This window comes from Nocardia xishanensis NBRC 101358 (assembly GCF_001613365.1).
GTDB classification, from domain to species: Bacteria; Actinomycetota; Actinomycetes; order Mycobacteriales; family Mycobacteriaceae; genus Nocardia; species Nocardia xishanensis.
This window is the reverse complement of sequence record NZ_BDCF01000005.1, coordinates 1-18,816: the sequence shown is the minus strand read 5'-3', so window position 1 is coordinate 18,816 and position 18,816 is coordinate 1. Positions and strand designations below refer to the sequence as shown.

Annotated in this window: 17 protein-coding genes and 2 pseudogenes; 9 read left to right on the top strand and 10 right to left on the bottom strand. The window is 69.1% G+C overall.

All coding sequences use genetic code 11. The features are described from left to right. Positions 1-11: 11 nt before the first annotated feature. Positions 12-929, bottom strand: a complete 918-nt coding sequence (sigJ, locus tag NX1_RS05480) for an RNA polymerase sigma factor SigJ (RefSeq protein ID WP_068054805.1) — start codon at positions 927-929, stop codon at positions 12-14. Positions 930-1,104: 175 nt separating this feature from the next. Here sigJ and NX1_RS05475 point away from each other — a divergent pair, with 175 nt between their 5' ends. The 4 genes and pseudogenes from NX1_RS05475 (at position 1,105) to NX1_RS37720 (ending at position 3,879) form a co-directional block, all read left to right on the top strand. Further along, entirely contained in the window at positions 1,105-2,214 is a 1,110-nt protein-coding gene (locus NX1_RS05475; protein WP_068054802.1) for an amidohydrolase family protein, read from the top strand. Between the two features lie 36 nt (positions 2,215-2,250). Further along, on the top strand, positions 2,251-2,637 hold the full coding sequence (locus tag NX1_RS05470; protein ID WP_068054799.1) for a hypothetical protein: 387 nt from the start codon (positions 2,251-2,253) through the stop codon (positions 2,635-2,637). 5 nt (positions 2,638-2,642) lie between these two features. Continuing rightward, positions 2,643-3,206: pseudogene (locus NX1_RS37725) on the top strand (multicopper oxidase domain-containing protein); the annotation flags it as partial. 217 nt (positions 3,207-3,423) lie between these two features. Then, the gene (locus tag NX1_RS37720; protein WP_245668336.1) at positions 3,424-3,879 is read left to right on the top strand and encodes a multicopper oxidase domain-containing protein; all 456 of its coding nucleotides are present in this window, start codon (positions 3,424-3,426) and stop codon (positions 3,877-3,879) included. A gap of 51 nt (positions 3,880-3,930) precedes the next feature. On the opposite strand, the gene bla is transcribed toward NX1_RS37720, so the two are convergent. Then, the gene (bla, locus tag NX1_RS05460; RefSeq protein ID WP_084501049.1) at positions 3,931-4,860 is read right to left on the bottom strand and encodes a class A beta-lactamase; all 930 of its coding nucleotides are present in this window, start codon (positions 4,858-4,860) and stop codon (positions 3,931-3,933) included. A 165-nt stretch (positions 4,861-5,025) separates the two neighbouring features. On the opposite strand from bla, the gene NX1_RS05455 reads away from it, so the two are divergent. Both NX1_RS05455 and NX1_RS05450 read left to right on the top strand, forming a co-directional pair. Further along, positions 5,026-5,901 carry a LysR family transcriptional regulator gene (locus NX1_RS05455; RefSeq protein ID WP_068054796.1) on the top strand — a complete coding sequence of 292 codons (876 nt, stop codon included), beginning with the start codon at positions 5,026-5,028 and terminating at the stop codon, positions 5,899-5,901. Continuing rightward, on the top strand, positions 5,898-6,797 hold the full coding sequence (locus tag NX1_RS05450; protein WP_068054793.1) for a serine hydrolase: 900 nt from the start codon (positions 5,898-5,900) through the stop codon (positions 6,795-6,797). The genes NX1_RS05455 and NX1_RS05450 overlap by 4 nt, the downstream gene beginning before the upstream one ends. Positions 6,798-6,882: 85 nt before the next feature. Here the strand turns inward: NX1_RS05450 and NX1_RS05445 are convergent, their stop codons facing one another. From NX1_RS05445 to NX1_RS05420, 6 genes are all read right to left on the bottom strand, one after another. Beyond that, positions 6,883-7,482, bottom strand: a complete 600-nt coding sequence (locus NX1_RS05445; protein ID WP_068054792.1) for a cutinase family protein — start codon at positions 7,480-7,482, stop codon at positions 6,883-6,885. Positions 7,483-7,722: 240 nt separating this feature from the next. Continuing rightward, on the bottom strand, positions 7,723-8,736 hold the full coding sequence (locus NX1_RS05440; protein WP_068054791.1) for a zinc-binding alcohol dehydrogenase family protein: 1,014 nt from the start codon (positions 8,734-8,736) through the stop codon (positions 7,723-7,725). A gap of 43 nt (positions 8,737-8,779) precedes the next feature. After that, positions 8,780-9,727: a helix-turn-helix domain-containing protein gene (locus NX1_RS05435; RefSeq protein ID WP_068054790.1), complete on the bottom strand. Its 948-nt coding sequence runs from the start codon at positions 9,725-9,727 to the stop codon at positions 8,780-8,782. 88 nt (positions 9,728-9,815) lie between these two features. Next, positions 9,816-10,679, bottom strand: coding sequence for an expansin EXLX1 family cellulose-binding protein (locus tag NX1_RS05430; RefSeq protein WP_068054787.1), 864 nt, complete (start codon positions 10,677-10,679; stop codon positions 9,816-9,818). 267 nt (positions 10,680-10,946) lie between these two features. Next, entirely contained in the window at positions 10,947-12,200 is a 1,254-nt protein-coding gene (locus NX1_RS05425) for a bifunctional 3,4-dihydroxy-2-butanone-4-phosphate synthase/GTP cyclohydrolase II (RefSeq protein ID WP_068055182.1), read from the bottom strand. Positions 12,201-12,278: 78 nt separating this feature from the next. Continuing rightward, positions 12,279-12,914 carry a PadR family transcriptional regulator gene (locus NX1_RS05420; protein ID WP_245668334.1) on the bottom strand — a complete coding sequence of 212 codons (636 nt, stop codon included), beginning with the start codon at positions 12,912-12,914 and terminating at the stop codon, positions 12,279-12,281. A 128-nt stretch (positions 12,915-13,042) separates the two neighbouring features. On the opposite strand from NX1_RS05420, the gene NX1_RS05415 reads away from it, so the two are divergent. Then, entirely contained in the window at positions 13,043-14,677 is a 1,635-nt protein-coding gene (locus NX1_RS05415; protein WP_068054781.1) for an MFS transporter, read from the top strand. Between the two features lie 47 nt (positions 14,678-14,724). Here the strand turns inward: NX1_RS05415 and NX1_RS05410 are convergent, their stop codons facing one another. Beyond that, a complete protein-coding gene (locus tag NX1_RS05410; RefSeq protein ID WP_068054779.1) occupies positions 14,725-15,222 on the bottom strand; it encodes a DUF6461 domain-containing protein in 498 nt (165 codons plus the stop codon). Positions 15,223-15,277: 55 nt separating this feature from the next. On the opposite strand from NX1_RS05410, the gene hemC reads away from it, so the two are divergent. Continuing rightward, entirely contained in the window at positions 15,278-16,207 is a 930-nt protein-coding gene (hemC, locus tag NX1_RS05405; protein WP_068054777.1) for a hydroxymethylbilane synthase, read from the top strand. Between the two features lie 87 nt (positions 16,208-16,294). Here the strand turns inward: hemC and NX1_RS38525 are convergent, their stop codons facing one another. Continuing rightward, entirely contained in the window at positions 16,295-17,635 is a 1,341-nt protein-coding gene (locus NX1_RS38525; protein WP_307649953.1) for an MAB_1171c family putative transporter, read from the bottom strand. A gap of 640 nt (positions 17,636-18,275) precedes the next feature. On the opposite strand from NX1_RS38525, the pseudogene NX1_RS05395 reads away from it, so the two are divergent. Then, a pseudogene (locus NX1_RS05395) lies at positions 18,276-18,816 on the top strand (hypothetical protein); the annotation flags it as partial.

The following is an 18,816-nucleotide window of genomic DNA, read 5'->3' as shown; positions in this document are numbered from 1 at the left end:
CGGTTCGCGGCTCAGCGGACGCGCGTCAGCTTGTCCGGATTGGTGACCGAGTAGATGCCGCGCACGGTGTCCTCGGCGGTCACGTCGAGCACGACGACGGCCAGCGGGGCGTCACCGTCGAAGAGCACCGCGCACGGATCGGTGCTGACGGCCCGGTACCTGACCCGGTAACCGGGCCGCAGCCCGCGCGCCACCTCGGCGAACAACCGCGCCACCGCGCCCGCCCCGTGCACCGGGCGCAGGCTGGTCGCGGGGCCGCGCTCGCCGCCGTCGGTCCACAGCGTGACGTCGGGGGCGAGGACGGCGAGCAGTTCCTCCAGGTCGCCGCCCATCGCCGCCGCGACGAACCGTTCGGTCACCTCGCGGCGCGTCTTCGGGTCGGCGTGCCCGCGCGGGCGACGGGCTCGCGCATGACCGCGCGCCCGGTGCGCGATCTGGCGCACCGCCGCGGGACTGCGGCCGATGATCTCGGCGATTTCGGTGTGCGGGTACCCGAACACCTCGTGCAGCACGAACACCGCGCGTTCAAGCGGGGTGAGCGATTCGAGGATCACCAGCAGCGCCATCGAGAACGCCTCGGTGCGCATCACGCGATCGGCGGCGTCGGGCTCGGCTTCGGCCTCGCGCACCACGGGCTCCGGAAGCCATTGTCCGACATAGGTTTCCCGTCGCCGGATCATCGCGTCGCGCCGGGCGAGCGCTTGGTTCACGGCCACCCGAACCAGGTAGGCGCGCGGGTTGGCGATCTCGTCGGCCGACAGCGCCGTATTGCGCGGCGCCAACGACAGCCACGTCTCCTGTAGCACGTCCTCGGTGTCGGCGACGCTGCCGAGCATCGTGTAGACGACCGAGAACAACAGCTCGCGGTGTCGCACGAACACCTCGGTCGCGGCATCGGTGTCCATGGCGCCTGCGGGCCGGTGTTCCATCACATCTCCTGTCCACGCTCGCTCGTTTCGTGCATGAGAGGGATGCGCCGCGCCGCAATGTGACGCGACGCGGCCGCGGAGTGATCCATCTCACCCGAACGTCACACTCCCGCCTCTCCCCCACCTCCTGATGTCCGTACGCGGCGCCCGCCGCCGAGAACGAAGGAGAGCACCCATGCGCACCGTGATTCGCGACGTCCGGCTTTTCGACGGGGAGAAGACAAGCACCGACGCCACCGTCCTGATCGTGGACGACCGCGTCGCCGACTACGACGGCGACCTTGGCGACATCGAGATCGACGGCGCGGGAAAGACTTTGCTGCCCGGACTGATCGACGCGCACACCCACGTGTTCGGCGACGATCTCGCGCGGGCGCTGCGCCACGGCGTCACGACCGAGCTGGACATGTTCTGCCTACCGGGCCACCTCCCCGCCCAGCGCGCGCTGGCCGCCGACCGCGACGACGTCGCCGACTTTCGCAGCGCGGGCACCCTCGCGACCGCGCCCGGCGGGCATCCGAGTCAGCTACTCACGGCGCCCGGCATCGACGCGCTCGACGTCGCGCCGTTCGACATCATCGAACGACCGGACCAGGCAGAGGATTTCGTGCGCGCCCGCGTCGCCGAGGGCGCGGACTATCTGAAGATCGTGATCGATGACGGTGCGGTGCACGGCACCCGGCTGCCCGCGCTCGGCGCGGACACTGCGACGGCGCTGGTCACCGCGGCGCACGCGGCCGGGTTGCGCGTCCTCGCGCACGCCGTCACCGCCGCCGAGGTGCGCATCGCCCTGGACGCGGGCGTGGACGGGCTGGCGCACGTGTGGACGGACGAGGACGGCGCGCTCGTCGAGCGCGTCGCCGCCCAGGGCGTCTTCGTCGTCTCCACGCTGGTGTACTTCGCCGCGATATCGGATCGGTCGGCGCACACGCCGGACTGCGCGCGGACGGGAACATTCGACGGCGCAGTACGAGTCGCGCAGGCACTGCACCGCGCGGGTGTCCCGCTACTGGCGGGCACCGACGCCACCCCGTTCGTCCCCGCGCACGGCGTCGACCTGCACACCGAACTACGCCTGCTCACCGAGGTCGGTCTCACGCCGGAGCAGGCGCTGGCCGCGGCGACCAGCCTGCCTGCCCGGCACTTCGGGCTCGCCGACCGCGGCCGGATCGCGCCGGGACTGCGCGCAGACTTGGTGCTGGTCGACGGAGATCCCACCACCGACATCACGGCGACCGCCGCGCTCGCGGAAGTCTGGCGGCGCGGCGTGCGCCAAGCCCGCTGAGCCCGGCTCCGTCGTTCTCGTTCCAGGAGGAAGTTCGTGACCGAATCCCTTGCCGCACGCAGCTTTTGGCCGCTCGCGCTGTTTCGATCCTGCACCGCCGTCGCGGCGCTGCTCGTACTGAGCCAGGCGCTGCTCGCGGGTGAGTTCTTGTCCGGGCACTTCGAGGCGCTCGCGGCGCACGGCCGTAACGGCGGTGTCGTCGCACTCTGCATGGCGATCCAGACGATCGCCGCGATCCTGCTGTGGCGATCGGGTTCCGGCCCGTCCTGGCCGGTGCGGACCAGCGTCGTGCAGACGATCGTCGCCGGTGCGCTCATCCCCTTGGGTGAACAGCGGGCCCTGGCGGTGCATGTGCCGATGGCCGTTGGACTGTCGATCGGCACCGCGCTGCTGACCGTCTGGGCGTGGCGGTGGCGCGCGTGAGCCCGATGAGCCGCCGCGAATTCCTGGCGGCCGGGGCAGGCCTCGGCGTCGCGGCGACCTTGGGTGCGGCAGGCATCCGAGGCGGCATGCTGCTCACACCCGGGGCGCCGGGCCGCGTGCTGCCGAGCGCGGTGCCGCCGCCACCGGCCTTCCAGGCAACGCTGCCCGTCCCCGCCGTGCTCGCTCCGGTGCGCAGCGATGCCGAGGCCGATTACTACGAAATCGTCCAGCAGGAAACGAATCTGGAGATCCTGCCCGGTCTCCGGACATCGGCGTGGACCTACGGCGGCAGCTTTCCCGGTCCGACCATCCTGGCGCGATCCGGCCGCCGGTCAGTGGTCCGTCACCGCAACGAATTGCCACATCCGGTAGTCGTGCACCTACACGGCGGGCATACCCCGGCCGACAACGACGGCTACCCGATGGACGTCATCCTGCCGCGCGGCGCGACCACCGCCGCCGACGCGCACCACCACGATTCGACCGGGGCCGGGTACGCGATCGTCCACGGGGAGCGCGACTATCACTATCCGAACAACCAACGCGCGGCGACACTCTGGTATCACGACCACCGCCACGGCTTCACCGGTCCGGCGGTGTGGCGCGGCCTCGCCGGCTTCCACCTGATCACCGACGACGAGGAGGCCGCGCTCGGGTTGCCCACCGGCGACCGCGACATTCCGCTGCTGGTCGCCGACCGCTCGTTCGCCGAGGACGGATCCTTCGCCTACCCGCAAGCGGATCCGGCGCTGCGCGCCCCGGGCGTCATCGACGCGTACATGAACGGTGTGCTCGGCGACGTCCTACGGGTCAGCGCGTCGCGACGACACCACCGTCCCCGAGCGGCTGAGCCGGATCGCCACCCTCGACGCGAACGCGGCAGTAGCGGTGCGCACCTTCCACTTTCAGCTACGCGAGCACGGCTGGGCGATCAATGGCAAGCTCTACGCGCCGGGCGAGCCGCTGGCCAGGCCGAAGCTCGGCACGATCGAGATCTGGCGCTTCCTCACCGATTTCCACCACCCGGTGCACGTCCACCTCGATCCGTTCCAGGTGATCGGTCGCAACAACCGGTCGCCGGGCCGCTTCGACGCGGGCTGGAAGGACACCGTCGACCTTCGTCCCGCGGAGGCGGTAGAGGTCGCGGTGCGCTTCACGGACCATCCAGGGCCGTTCATGCTGCACTGTCACAATCTCGAGCACGAGGACATGGCGATGATGGCCGATTTCGTCACCGAATGAGCGGGCAGCGTGACGGATTCGCCCTGGGACCGATCGTCGAAGCGCTCGCCGCTATCCGAACATCCCGACGGCGGCGCGGGTGGCCTCGGCGACAAGAGGGTTGTCGGCCTTGGCGTTCTGCTCGAACTTCGTGGACAGTACGGCGATGACCAGCGGAGAGCGTCCCGGCGGCCAGACGACGGCGACGTCGAGGGCACTGCCGTAAGCGGGGCTGCCGGTCTTGTTGCCGACGGTCCAGTCCGCGGGCAGCGCGGCGCGAATACGGTCGGCCCCGGTCCTGCTGGCGATCAGCCACGACTTCAATTGCGCCCGTTCGGGTTCGGCGAGAACATCACCGAGAACCAGGTTGCGGTAGTCGGTGGCGAGGGCGGCGGCGGTGGTGGTGTCGCGCTCGTCGCCAGGAACAGCGGTGTTCAGTTCGGGCTCCCAGCGGTCCAGGCGCGAGGTGGTGTCGCCGATGGACCGCAGGAATGCGGTGAAACCCTCCGGGCCGCCGAGGAGTTTCAGCAACTGGTTGCCCGCGGCGTTGTCGGACACGGTGATCGCCGCCTCACACAGCTCGGCGACGGTCATGCCGGTGTCGACGCGCTGCTCGGTCACCGGCGAGTTCACGACGATTTCGGAGCGGGAATAGTGGATCACCTGGTCGAAGTAGCCCGTGGACAGCGGGTGGTCGCGCAGCAGGGCGCCGCACGCGAGACCCTTGAACGTGGAGGCGATCGGAAACCTCTCCCCGTCTCGATGGGCAACGGTGCGGCCGGAGCCGGTGTCGATCGCGTAAACCCCCAGCCGCGCGGAGTGCTTCGCCTCCATCTCGGTGAACGACGTTGTCGCGGCCGCCGGTGTGGTGTTCGCGGCCGCGGACACATCGGTACCGGACCCGCACGCGGCGGTGGCGAGGGACAGCGCGGACACCGCAACGGCGGCCAGGAGCCGACGACGACCGAGCGGGCCAGGGTGAGTGAAGACAGAAAAGATCACCGCCGCACCACACCATCGACACGCCCGCCGACACCAATATCCGGCTCCGGCGCGGGCGAGTCGACTTGGATATCGTCGCAGGTTCGGGTGCGCTTCGACCCTCGCGCGGACCGCGCGGTCGGACAGCGAAGCCGAGGTCGGCGAACCCCCTGGTTCAATGACCGCATGGACCTGATCCGCCACCTCCGCTTCTTCGTCTCGGTCGCGGACGAAGGACACTTCGGCAGGGCGGCGACCGCGCTGGATATGACCCAGCCACCGCTGTCGCAGGGACTCCGGCGGCTCGAACGGCATCTCGGCGTCGACCTCGTTCACCGCACCAGGCAGGGAGCCGTGCTCACGTCCGCCGGTCTGCAACTGCTTCCGCGGGCTCGGCTGCTCGTGGACGACGCCGAGCGCCTGATCGCCGAGGCGCACCGCATCGCGAACACCCACGGCGCGGTGCACTGGGGCGCGACCGCGGCGCTGCCCGATCGGGTGGTCACGGCGTGTGTGGGCGCATTGCGGACCGGGGTGGCCTCGGATGCCGCGGTGTCCACGACGGTGGCCACGAGCGTCGACCTGGTCGCCGACGTGCGGTCGGGACTGTGTGATGTCGCGGTGATCGAGCATCCGGCCCTCGTCGACGGGGTCGAGGTCCGCCCGGTCGTCAAGGTGCCGCGGTGGCTGGTGGTGCCGTCGGAACATCGCAGCGCGGGCGCCGAACGCCCCACCTTCCCCATGCTCGGCGGACTCAGTTTCGCTTGTCCGCCGCGCGCTGCCAACCCGCCGGCCTTCGACACCGTCGTCGACCTGCTGCGCGAGCGGGGTCTCGACGCGCCGACCGTGCCCGCGCCCGACGATCGCACCGTGTTCGCGGCGGTGGCGGCCGGAACGAGTTTCGGGCTCACCACGATGCCTCCGTCGTCCACGCCCGGCGTGACGTGGCTGCGCATCGCACCGCAGGCCGTCGCTCTGCGAGTCCGCGTCGTCCACCGCGCCGGCGCCGACGCCTATGCCGACGCGGTCGACCGCGTGCTGTACCGGGAGCGGCTGCGGTGAGCACCGCCGAGGACAGAATCCGCGCCGTGTTCGCCGATGCCGGATGCAGCGGCTGGCTGCACGCCCGCCGGTGCGACGGCTCAGCGACCGAGATCTCCGTCGGCGGCGACGAGCGGGTCGTGCTCGCGTCGGTGTACAAGTTGCCGCTGTTCGTCGCGTTCTGCCGCCATGTCGACTCCGGGCGCATCGATCCAGCCACCCGGCTGACAGTGACCCCGTCCGACTGCACGCCGGGTCCGACCGGCATCGCCGCCATGCGCGATCCGGTGACCATGAGCCTGCGCGACCTCGCGACATCGATGATGACCGTCTCCGACAACGCCGCGGCCGATGTCCTGCTGGGCGAGACCGGCCTCGGTGCCGTCGAGAGCCTGGTGGACGACCTCGGCCTGACCAACACCCGCATCGTGGGTGGCACCGCCGACCTGCACCGCAGTCTCGTCCGCGACACCGACACGCACACCACGGCCGAGGCGTTCGCGGTGCTCGCGGAGAACGACGACGCGTGGTCGGTGTCGGCGTACGACCCGTCCTACACCAGCGCGACGACGCCAGAGGAGATGACCCGACTGCTGCGCGCCCTGTGGAGCGGCACGGTGCTGTCCGCGGAGCAGACCGAGTTCGTCCGCACCGTCATGCGACACCAGGTCTGGCCGCATCGCGTGGCCGCGGGTTTCCCCCATCGCAGCGTCTCGACGGCGGGTAAGACCGGAACCATCGGTGTCATCCGCAACGAGGTCGCGGTGGTCGAATTTCCCGGCGAATATCCTGTCGCGGTAGCGATTTTCACCCGTGCGGCCCGTGCGGATCCGCACCTGCCCGTCGTCGACGCCGCCATCGCCGAGACTGCCCGCATCGCCGTCACCGAACTTCGCCTGCCCTTGCCGCAGGAGTGACGACAACGGCTCCGGGCGCGCACACAAGTGTCGGGGCCTGGCGTCGCCGCCAGGCCCCGACGTCCCGGATTTCCCGGCCGGGTGCTCAGATGTGGGCGGCCGCGAATTCCGCGGCGGGCCACATCGCCCAACCGTAGTTGCCGTGTGCCGCCGGATCGAAACCGCCGCCGCACACCGGATCACCGCCGGTGCAGTAGTTGGCGGTGCGCCAGGCGTACAGCCCCGGCACGTTCCATCCGAGCAGGCGGACCGGATCACCGAACAGCAGCACCGCGGCGATCCTCGATTCCAGCTCGTACGGCAGGACATACATGCCGGGCAGCACGGTCACGATGCCGGTGCCGAGCACGCCGTGCGTGACGACCGCGCCCTGGGAGTAACCGACCAGAACGAACCGCTGATCCGGGCACATCGCCGCCTGGGCCATGATGTGCGCGGTCATGTCTCGCGTGCCGTCGCTCACCGAGGACGGAACGAGCAGGTTCGCAGGGTAGTTCACCGCGTACGCGGTCGAGTCGACCGGAAGTGTCTGGAGCAGCGTGCCGTACAGCGGATCGCCGACCACACTGCCCAACCACCCCGGTTCCCCGGTACCTCGGGCCACGACCACGTCCACCGCGGCGCACGCGTCCGCAGACGCCTGCGTGCCGAGACTTGTCGCCGCTCCGACCCCCGCTACGAGCATTAGCACTGCGAATGCCCTTGCCAGAGGCCGATTTCGGAACAGATTTACCTTCCGGTTCGCCATGACGATCACCCACTCACGCCGTTGTGAGAACACCGAGTGACGGTTGTCAGTGACTATCACTCGGCTATATCCGCGAAGGTAAGAACGGCAGTGAGTTGCGTCAAGCAACTCAATCCAAGCGAGACCGAGTCACCGCACAATCGTTGTGCGCGAAGGCTGCCCGGTGCGGCGGGGGCGCTACGGGACGAGAACCGCTGCGCCCGTGAATCGTCCGTGCGCGAGGTCGGCGAGGGCGCGATCCGCCCTGTCCAGGGAGTACCCCTGCGTCGTCACGGTTATCCGGTGTTTTTCGGCCAGGGCCAGGAATTCCCGTGCGTCGGTGCGGGTGTTCGCGGTGACCGAGCGAATTTCCCGCTCCTGGAACAGGTGTCGCTGATAGTTCAGCGCGGGGATATCGCTCAGGTGGATTCCGGCGATCGCGAGCACGCCGCCACGGTCCAGCGCCGCGAGCGCGGGCAGCACCAACTCGCCGACGGGCGCGAACAGTATCGCCGAATCCAACGGCGCCGGTGGCGGATCCGCGGCGCCCTGCACCGACGCCGCGCCGAGCTCGCGGGCCAGCTCGCGCGCGGCCTCATCACGGGTCATGACATGCACTTCGGCACCGCGGGCCAGCGCGACCTGCGCGGCGATATGGGCGCTGCCGCCGAAGCCGTAGATCCCGAGCCGCCCGCCCTCGGGAAGGTCGGCGCGTTGCAGCGCGCGGTAGCCGATGATGCCCGCGCACAGCAGCGGCGCAGTCTCGGCGTCGTCGTACCCCGCGGGCAGGTGATGCGCGTAATCCGCTGGGACAGTCGCGAACTCGGCATATCCCCCGTCGGCGTCCCAGCCGGTGTAGCGCGAGTCGGGGCATAGATTCTCGGCGCCGCGCAGACAGTAGCGGCACACCCCGCAGGTGCGGCGCAGCCAGGCGATACCGACCCGGTCGCCCGGCGCGAATGGCCGCCCGGCGGACGCCGTCGCCCCGGGACCCAGCGCGACCACTTCGCCCACCACTTCGTGCCCGGGCGTCACACCGACCCGGTGCACCGGGAGATCACCCTCCGCCACATGCAGATCCGTGCGGCACACACCGCAGGCGAGCACCCGCACCAGCAGTTCTCCCGCGCCCGGCTCGGGCACGGGTTCACGCACCAGATCCAGCGGCCCGTCCTCGATCGGGCCGGGGCGGCGGACTCGCCACGCGATCATCGATGCACTCCGAATCACCTCTTCGCGATGTGACGGGCTCGGATCAGTCTGACACGATCTCGCCGCCGCGCGCGCACTCCCGGCTACTCCCCTGGCCGGACCGGGCGCGTCGTGCGTTCCCGAGGTCCCGCGCCGGTCGGGTTTGGAAGAAGGTTCCCCATGCCTCGTGGCGGTCCTTCGAGAATCCGGCGAGCGGTTCCCCCGCCAGCACCCCCGGCGTGATGTCGGCGAAGCTCGACACGTCACGGCACAGGTGGGACTGATCGGTGTAGCCGCAGGTCACGGCGACGTCGGCGGCGGGAACGCCCGTCACGAGTCCTTCGACGGCGTGCCGGAACCGGACCAGCATCGCGGCGCGCTTCGGCGTCAGACCGATCTGCGATTCGAACCGGGCCCACAGCCGCTTGCGGCTCCACCCGCACGCCTCGGCCAGCTCGCCGACCATGACCCGCCCCCGGCGGGCGACGATGCGTTCCCAGCTGGCGACCACTTCCGGGTGCGGCGTGCGCGCCGGGTCGTCGCACCGAGCCAGAAACGATCTGGTCAGCGCGAAGCGCTCGTCCCATGTCGCGGCGGCCGCGAGTCGCTCACGCAGCAACAGCGCCCGCCGCCCCCACAGGTCGTCCAGTCCGACGACCGCGCCACCCAGATCCGTTGGGGCCACGTCGAACAGCGAGTAGGCCCGCACCGGCGACAGACGCACCTCGATGCACTCGACGCGCTCGCCGCGGACACGCATCGTTCCCGCGGAGAACCCCGAGGCGAAGCCGGCGAGCGTTTGCCGACCGGCGGCGCTGTCGACGATCAGCTGGTTGTCCCCGAACTCGATCACCAAGGTGATCGCGGGTATCGCGACGACACGGAGGTCCAACGCGGTGGCGCCGCGACCTCGGTACCCGATCACCGAGGCGCCGCCGACCGGCGCGGCGCCGTCGGGGCGTCCGATCTCCCAGTCGGCGCCGCGATCGCGGTCGAGTCCACTCGCTCTCACCCGACCAGGCTAATGGCCCGGCGACGCCGAGGCGATGTGGCGTTCGCCGAACTTCGGGTCCGCCTGGCGCCGCGGCACGCCCGCCGCGCTAGCGAACGCAGAGCGATGGTGTGGCGACCGACGACTCGGCTTGCGCCCGCGAGGTGGCGGGCACGATGATCGGCGCGGGGACGGCAGCGGCGGAATACAGCCGCACGCCGGTCCGGCGTTCTCCGGAATCCATCGACACCCCGACGATCTCGGCTTCGTGCCCGTAAGCGTCGGTGATCCGCGCGGTGAACGGTCCCGATCCGGCCCCGACCAGGGTCCAGTAGTTGTCCGTCCCGCGCGTCAGCTCGCGCCACTGCTCACCCGCCTCGTCGCGCAGCGCGACCTGACGGATCGGGTTGCCGGTGCCGGTGATCAGCAGGGCCAGCCAGCCTCTCGTCGAATCCGGCTTCACCGCGTAACCGATTTCGGGGGCGGGCTCGGGGTCTCGCACCAGCCGATAGCTGATCTGCGCGACGCCGTCGGCACGGTCGGCGATCCGGTCGAACGCGGCGGTGCTCAGATCCAGCTGTCCCGGAGCGCATCCCGGGCAACGATCGGCGACGAGCACGCGCACCGCGCCGCGCGGACCCCGGACGTCGAGGTGGCCGCCGCACAGGTCGGCGCGGCCGAACTCAGCGGTGGAGAGCCCGGCGTAGAGACCGTCGGCGGGCAGGTCTTCGAACGAGCACGCGACGGTCGCCTTGGACGAGTAGTACCGTGCCTCGCCCGGCATCGGCGGCAGCGGCGGCCAATGCCGCGCGGGCGCACCGGAATTGTTCCCGGTCACCGGCGACCACGTCGGGAGGGCCCGCACGCCGGTGTCCGCCGCCGGCTCGCACGAGACCGCTTCGGGCCACGTTGCCCACACCGCGACGCCGACCGCCGCGATCGTCGCGCCGACGACCGACCACACCCAGCCCATCCGAAAACGACCCTGCTGTATCGGTATTCGGTGCACCCCTGTCCCCGGCTTCCAGCTCTCCCCGCTCGCGGACTGTCGATCCTGACTCGACAAGGAAAGCAGCAGAATTCATACCGCGCGGCCCGAACGGAAATTCTTCACCGTGCGGGGTTCAGCAGAGGGCAAACCGGAAGCAAATAGCCAGCATTCACCCGCCACCGGGACCACCGAACCGGAAAAGATCCGATTCCCCTCGTACTCCATCCGCCCCGCTCCGGCCGCGCCCTCTCAGGAGCTGGCGCGCTCCAGCTCCGCGTCCATCTTCGGCAGCTGGTGGTCCATCCGGTCGCGCTTGGCACGCAGGTATCGGATGTTGTGCTCGGTCGGCGTCGATTGCAGCGGCACCGTGCGCACCACGGCGATGCCGTGCTCCTCGAGTCCGGCCTGTTTGGCCGGATTGTTGCTCAGCAGGCGCACCGAGCGGACGCCGAGATCGGCGAGCACCTGCGCGCCCGCCGCGTAGCGGCGCGCGTCCACCGGCAGCCCGAGCGCCACGTTGGCCTCGACCGTGTCGGCGCCCAGATCCTGAAGCTCGTAGGCGCGCAACTTGTTCAGCAGTCCGATGCCGCGCCCCTCCTGCCCGCGCAGATACACCACCACGCCGCTCCCCTCGGCGGCGACCGCGCGCAGTGCCGCGTCGAGTTGGTCGCCGCAGTCGCAGCGCAGCGAGCCGAGCGCGTCGCCGGTGAGGCATTCCGAATGCAGCCGCGCGAGCACCGCGTCCGCGCCCGTTTCGCCGAAGACCATGGCGAGCGCTTCGCTTCCGGTGAGCTCGTCGCGGTAGCCGACGAGGCGGAACTCGCCGTACTCGGTCGGCATCCTGGTCTGCACCACCCGGGTCACCGTCCGCTCGACCCGGCGGCGGTACTCGATCAGGTCGGCGATCGAGATGATCGGCAGGCCGTGGGCGCGCGCGAACTCCCACAGCTCCGGCAGCCTGGCCATGGCGCCGTCGTCACGCACGACCTCCGCGATCACCCCGGCCGGGCGCAGTCCGGCGAGGCGGACGAGATCCACCGCCGCCTCCGTGTGCCCCGCCCTGCCGAGCACGCCGCTCGGGTGGGCGCGCAACGGGAAGACGTGCCCGGGACGGGTGAGCTCGTGCGCCTCGGTGCGCGGGTCGGCGAGCGTGCGCAGCGTGTGGGCGCGGTCGGCGGCCGAGATGCCGGTGCCGACGCCGTGCGCCGCGTCGACCGACACGGTGTACGCGGTGCCTTTCGGGTCCTCGTTGACCGCGGTCATCGGCGGCAGCAGCAGGCGGTCCAGATCGGGTCCGGCCATCGGGGCGCACAGCACGCCGCTGGTGTGGCGGACCAGGAACGCGATGGACTCCGTGGTCGCCAGTTCCGCGGCGAGGATCAGATCGCCCTCGTTCTCGCGGTTCTCGTCGTCGACGACGACCGCCATCCCGCCCGCGGCGATCGCCGCGATCGCCGTCTCGACCGGATCCAACGTCCGCTGTCCTGCGAATTCGGTACGCATGACCACCTCCTCCTATATGACTAGTAGAAATATCCCTAATCGATATAGAAAGCGGTAGTCCCGCTCAGCGGGCCACGCTCAGGACGCGCGACGCCCCTTGCCCTTGGCGGCGCGCTTGGGACGCCGCTCCTCGGCGAGCTTGTCGACGTCGGCCAGCAACTCCCGCGCGAAGTCCCGCTCGGCCTCGTAGTGCCGCACACACCAGCGCAGCACCGCGCCGGGAAAGGCCCAGTCCGGATTCTCCTCGGCGCCCTCGGCGTCCACCTCGGCGAGCTTGCGCATCCGCTCGGCGTAGCCGATGTGCTCGGTGAGGATCTCGCGCAGCCGGTCCGGTTCGGCGAGGTGGCCGAGCCAAGCGCGCAGCATCACGCTGTGCTTGAGCACGGGCGCTTCGACCGGCGCGTGATTGACCCAGTGCGCGGCCGCCGCGCGACCGGCCTCGGTGATGGCGTACATCCGCTTGCCGCGCACGCCGTCGTCCTGCAGCACGGTGCGCGAGGTGGCGTAGCCGTGCTTCTCCAGTCGCTTGAGCTCGGCGTAGATCTGGCTGAACGACGGACTCCAGTAGAAGAACTGAAGGCTCCAGTCGGCCCACTTCTTCAGGTCGTAGCCGGACAATTCCTCGGCGTGCGAGAGCATTCCGAGCACGGCCCAGCTCGTCGTCGGTAGATCGGGCACCCCGGCGTCCACGGAAACAGGCTTGGCATCGGTCACGCTAGGACTATATCGCCTAGGCATATGACAGGTGAGAAATCTCGGTGAGTGGGATTCGCGAGGCATCGATCCGGCCCCGGTGTGACAGGTTTCACAACACGTATCACCAGAACATCGGAGGGCGATCCATGTCCACCATTCCCCGCGACCCCGCGACCACCGAAAGTCCGGGCGTCGTCTCCGAATCCGCCGACGGCACCGGAAGACTCGACGGCGCGTCGCGCGGCCGGATCTTCGCGGTGCTCGCGGTCATCGTGCTGTTCACCGAGGTCGCCCCGATGCAGTACACGATCGTGGCCGCGGCACTACAGAAGATCGCGCCGACCTTTCCCGGCGTCGGCGCGAACATCAACTGGGCCATCATCGTTTTCGGTCTCATCGGCGCGGCCGCCTCGCCGCTGATCGGCAAGATGAGCGACGTCTGGGGCAAGAAGCGGATGTTCCTCGTCTGCGGCGTGCTGTTCATGCTCGGCTGCGCGCTCGACGCGATCACCTCGAACTGGGCGCTGTTCCTGCTCGGGCGCGGGCTCCAGGCGACCGCCATCGCGACCGCCGTCATCGCCTACGGCTTGATCCGGGATCTGATGCCGCGCAAGTACGTTCCGATCGGCCTCGGCATCACCGCGACGGGTCTCGGCCTCTCGGCCATCGCGGGTCCGCTGCTCGGCGGGTTCCTGGTGGACAACTACAGCTGGCGCGCGATCTTCTGGTGCCTGGCCGGGTTCACGCTGCTGATGCTGCCGCTGGTCTACTTCGTGGTGCCGGAGTCCAAGCTGCGCGTGCCGGAACGCATCGACGTCGTCGGCGCGGTACTGCTGTCCGCGGGCGCCGGCCTCACCCTGATCTACCTGGACAAGGGCCAGGACTGGGGCTGGAGCAGGCCGACGACGCTGGCCTGGCTCGCGGCCGGTCTCGTGCTGATCGTGCTGTTCGTGGTGATCGAGAACCGGGTCAGCAGGCCGATCATGGACATGCGGTTGCTGTTCCACCCGAGGGTCGCGCTCGTGCTCGCCGGCGCGCTGTTCGCGTCGTTCCTGATCGGCGTGCAGTCCTACGCGCTCGGCTACATGACGCAGACGCCTGACCAGGCCACTGTCACCGCGGGCGTGCAGCAGGCCACGCTGGCGCATATCCAGCAGCAGACCGGACAACCGATACCGGCCGAGGCCGTGCAGGTGACCCTCGATCCCGGCTACACCTACGGAAACGGTTACACCCTCTTGGAATTCGCGGTCCGCATCGCTCTGCTGCAAGCCGTGCTCGCGATGCTGTGCGGCGCGCTGGCCGGTGCGCTGGCCCGCCGGATCGGCGCCCGGCTGCCGCTGATCGTTGCGCTCGCGTTGTTCGTCGGCGCGGGGGTCTGCTACGCCGTGCTCCCGCACACCTGGGTGACCTTTCTCTGGGTGAGCGCCGCGTTCGGCATCGGATTCGGGTTCTACTACGCGGCCATGCCGATCCTCATGGTCGAGGCGGTCCCGCAGGAACAGCAGGGCATCAGCCTGGGCATGCTCGGGGTCATGCAGTCCATGGGCGTGGCGATCGGGCTGGCCATCGTCACGGCGTTCCTGAACGCCAGCCCGATGCGGGCGCTGGTCAGCGTCGCGGGTCAACCCGCTCCACCGAGCCCGGTGCCAGGCATCTTCGGCGACCACGGCTACGAGCTTGGCTTCTGGGTCGCGGCGGGCGCCTCGGCACTGGCACTGCTCATCGCGGTGGTCATGCGGCACGGCCGCACCCCGGCGACCGGTGGCAGCGCCTACTGACGCCGACGCTCGCGGCGGGGCCGGTCACCGACCGGCCCCGCCGCGCGTCACTCCGCTCCGGTGTTGATCAGGAAGCGATACTCGGCCTCCGCGATGGTTCCGAAGTCCACCCCGGTGAGCCGCGCGATCAGGGCGAAGACATCGTCCTCCTCCGACAGAGCGATCCCCTCCTCTTCGGGCAGCGGGACCCCTTCCTCGGCGACCGTTTCCCCTTCGACCACGAGCACATCGCGCACGACAGCGCCGTCGATGTACCAGCCCATGCCGTAGGTATCGGTCATCCCGTTGGCGATGAACGTCAGCACCCGGCGTCCTTCGGCCAGGCGCGGCGACAGTTCCTCGTCGTAGAGCGCGCTGATCCACGGGTCGGCGAGCACGGTCCAGCCGCCGACCGTCGCGACCGCGTAATCGGCGGCAAAGCCGCTACTGAAAACCTCGTCGCCCGAACCTTTTTCGCCCGATTCACGGGGGTCTCCCGGCAGCGCCGCGAGCACATGGGATCCGACCTCACCCTGCACCAGCAGCCCGGCGGCGTTCCAGCTCATCACTTCTCCTTGCCCTCGGCGACGGGGCGATCACCCCGGGAGTAGTCTGCTGCCCATGTCGCGGACGCGCATCATTCGCATCGCTACCCGATCCAGCCCCATGGCGCTCGCGCAAGCCGAGCACGTGGCGGCACTGCTGGCCGGGCTGGGGGTGGACAGCGAGCTGGTGAAGGTGACCACCGCGGGCGACCGCTGGATGGGGGATCTGTCGAAACTCGGCGGCAAGGGCGCCTTCGTCAAGGAGATCGACCTCGCCCTCCAGACCGACGAGGCCGACCTCGCGGTGCACTGCCTCAAGGACATTCCCGGCGACATCCCGGTGCCGGACGGCTTGGCCTTCGCCGGATTCCTGGCCCGCGAGGACGTGCACGACGCGGTGATCACCGCGAGCGGCGCGCCATTGGCGGAGCTGCCGGAGGGCACCGTGGTCGGCACCAGTTCGGTGCGCCGAAAGGCGCAGCTGAATCTGCATTTCCCGCACCTCACCGTGAAACCGTTGCGCGGCAACGTGAACACCCGTCTGGCACGGCTCGAGGAGGGCCACGTCGACGTGCTCATCGCGGCGGTGGCCGGACTGCACCGGGTCGGCCAGGAACACCGCATCACCGAGATCCTCGACCTGGACATCATGTGCCCGCCGGTCGGCGCGGGCGTCATCGCGCTGGAATGCCGCGCCGACGACGCCTGGCTGCGCGATGTCGGCGGCGAACTGGATCACCCGGAGACGCACCGGCACGCCGACGCCGAACGCGCCATGCTGCACGCGCTACAGGGCCACTGCAACTCCCCCATCGCCGGGTACGCCACCACCGACCCCGCGGGACGGCTCACCTTGCACGGCAAGGTTTTCGACAGCGACGGCAGCCGGTGGTTGGACGCCAAACACTGGGGCGTGCCCGAGGACCCGAAGGCCCTTGGCTTCTTCGTCGGCGCCGACCTGCTCCGCCAAGGCGCTCGCGCGCTCATCGATTCCATCCCGCACTGATACCGCACCGCTTGGCCCGCCATGCCGCCCTCACCGCACGGCGAAGCGACTCGCGAACGAGAGCGCGAATCCCGGCCACGTCTTCACCTACGCCGATGGCGAAGTCCGGCAAGAGTTTTCGATTTGCCTGCTGGGCCGTCCCGTCGGCGGCGAACTGGCGGTCTCGGACGAGTCGCACGAGGTCGCCTGGTTCGCGCCGGACGAGATCGACGAACTACCGATGCTCGACAGCATCCGCCGTCGCATCGATGACTGGCGCTCAGGCCGGTTCCCGGTCGTTCGCTGATCGACCGACGCGCGGTCGGCTGGTTCCGCCGCAGCCCTGGCCCGCGGCCAGACGCGGGCCAGGTCCATCAGGTGCGAAAGCTCGGTGTCGAAATCGTGCGCGATTACAGGCAATGGCGGTGGTGCGCCGGTGCCTGCGGGTGGTAGGCCCGCCTTTCTGGCCTGCGCCGCCCGTATCAGCCGATGGGCGTAATCGGTAAGCGCGCGGTCCGATTCGGGCTCTGGGACCGTATTGCGTTGCGTTTCATCGGTTTCGGGCGGAAGGTAAGGGCCTAGGTGGAGCATCGCGTCGCGGATCTCCACGGTCATTCTCAAGAGGCGGGTGGCTGGATCAGAGCCGTGCCGCGGATCGGCGGGCATGACGATTTGCGGGACCGCAGCGGTGAGATCACGCCACAGCGGCAACAGCCGACGGCAGGTCCTGGTGGCGCGATCCATACCCGCTCGCAGCACCAGCTCCGCGACCAGCGGCATCGCAAGCAGTGTCGAATCGATCGCGACCCACAAGGTGAACGCGGCCTGAACCAGCGACAGTTGCGGTCCGTCGGGCCACCCGGTGGCCGGCTGGAAAAGCGAGAGTGCCAGCGCGCCCCAGAGAATGACATTGCTGCCGATCAGGCCGATGCACACGATCCGCGCCGCGCGCGGGGTATCGACATCGCGGAGTGCGCCCAGACATCTGCGAGTGAACACAACCGTGTTGTAGGTGAGTGGTACCGCGAAGGCGCAGCCGATGCCCAGTGCATCCTCCACGAGGCGCAGGTCGACAGATCGTCCCGAGTATCTCGCTGATGTCGCGGTCAGGACTATCGAGGCCGTCGCGGCCAAGGCGAGCAGAGCGCCGTTGCGCTGGTGGCGCCTGACAACGTCCTGCTCAGCATCGGCGCCGACAAGCCGACCGATGCTGTACAGGTATGTGGTGTTCATGAGAACGCAGCCAAGGGCAACCTGATTCGCCGGGTCATCGAGGGTCGGCGTCGATGCGCACCGGTACATCAGCAGAGCCGCGATGCTCCACAGACCCATGCGGTTCACGAGCCGATCCATAGCAGCGCCGCCGACGAGCCAGAACCGACCCGCCAAGAGAACCGCGACGTAACCGATCACCGCCCAGGCTAGGGCTCCCGGTATCGGTGACGACATCGACGCATCCTCTTGGTCCGGCGGAACTCGTGCCCGTCGGAGAATACTGCCGCCGCCTCAGCGCCCACTCCCCCGTCTGACGTCGCAGTACGAAGTCCCGCCCGCCCAAATCGCCACACCGCTGGCCCGAATCGTGATCGCCGCCAGCCCGAATTGCCCTGGCGCCGAGGCCCTTGCCCGATCACCGCCGAGGTCAGAATACTGAGATTCACACACCACGGTTTACACATCGCCGACCACTTCGGACTCCACGCTGTGCGCTCAGGTCGGTTCCCGGTCGTCCGCTGATCGACCGATGATTCCGGTGGTGAGGGCGGGATATGCAACCTCGCCCACCTCGCACCGCGGATGTCAGACCGCATTACCTGGCGTCCAACCGCTCGGCGCCGACGCGCGTGGCGGGTGGCGCGCCAGCACGAAACCGCGTGCGACCCAACAACATCACGAACTGCGGCTGGAGTACTAGCTCGCCCTGCACGGATTGCGATTGGACTGACCGCCGATAACCCGGATGCGCTGCACCGCAGCCGATTCGGTGCTACCGCGAGTGGCCATCGAACCCCCGGCGAAGTAGAGTCCGAGTGGCTGACCGGAATCGGACCCCGCAGGAGTATCGAAGGCCTGCGAGTTGGAGAATGTGATGTACGAGGAAGTTCTAGGTGGCGAGAATGGACAGGCTCCGCCGATCAAGAGCTACGACACTTCTATCCATCCAAATTTTCCGGTAGTGGACACGAGTAAATTCAAGACGCTTCACGATTTCACCGGCGAGTTGATTCAAGCCAATGCCACCCAAGCGGCGGCCGTGGGGATCTACTTCAGCTCGAGAGATCGCCCCGTCGCCAAAAAATTGTTCGACCACTATTATCGCGTGACCGGTGATGATTACGTGCTGGATGAATCGACGGTCGAAAATTGGATCAGCGAAGACCGTCACGCGTACAACAACCCCGCGATTTCAACCTGCCCCGCGGCGATCTCCGCCAACAAGGAGGCCGCAATAGGCCGGGCGATCGCCGAAGTGGACAAGACCCAGAACCCCGTCAAGGTCATCCTGTCCACCGACTGGGTCATCGTCGCCGGAATCTCGAACGATCATGTCCAATCGCTCGGCCGGTACAGCCTTGCCTCGACCACGGTGGTGGTCGCCCATCCAGGTGCGGCCGGATCACATCAGATCG

What these genes read in the sequence shown, in the direction of transcription:
- sigJ (WP_068054805.1), bottom strand. Translation starts at nt 929, where the DNA reads ATGGAACACCGGCCCGCAGGCGCCATGGACACCGATGCCGCGACCGAG.
- NX1_RS05475 (WP_068054802.1), top strand. Translation starts at nt 1,105, where the DNA reads ATGCGCACCGTGATTCGCGACGTCCGGCTTTTCGACGGGGAGAAGACA.
- NX1_RS05455 (WP_068054796.1), top strand. Translation starts at nt 5,026, where the DNA reads ATGGACCTGATCCGCCACCTCCGCTTCTTCGTCTCGGTCGCGGACGAA.
- NX1_RS05445 (WP_068054792.1), bottom strand. Translation starts at nt 7,482, where the DNA reads ATGCTCGTAGCGGGGGTCGGAGCGGCGACAAGTCTCGGCACGCAGGCG.
- NX1_RS05440 (WP_068054791.1), bottom strand. Translation starts at nt 8,736, where the DNA reads ATGATCGCGTGGCGAGTCCGCCGCCCCGGCCCGATCGAGGACGGGCCG.
- NX1_RS05430 (WP_068054787.1), bottom strand. Translation starts at nt 10,679, where the DNA reads ATGGGCTGGGTGTGGTCGGTCGTCGGCGCGACGATCGCGGCGGTCGGC.
- NX1_RS05425 (WP_068055182.1), bottom strand. Translation starts at nt 12,200, where the DNA reads ATGCGTACCGAATTCGCAGGACAGCGGACGTTGGATCCGGTCGAGACG.
- NX1_RS05415 (WP_068054781.1), top strand. Translation starts at nt 13,043, where the DNA reads ATGTCCACCATTCCCCGCGACCCCGCGACCACCGAAAGTCCGGGCGTC.
- NX1_RS05410 (WP_068054779.1), bottom strand. Translation starts at nt 15,222, where the DNA reads ATGAGCTGGAACGCCGCCGGGCTGCTGGTGCAGGGTGAGGTCGGATCC.
- hemC (WP_068054777.1), top strand. Translation starts at nt 15,278, where the DNA reads ATGTCGCGGACGCGCATCATTCGCATCGCTACCCGATCCAGCCCCATG.
- NX1_RS38525 (WP_307649953.1), bottom strand. Translation starts at nt 17,635, where the DNA reads ATGTCGTCACCGATACCGGGAGCCCTAGCCTGGGCGGTGATCGGTTAC.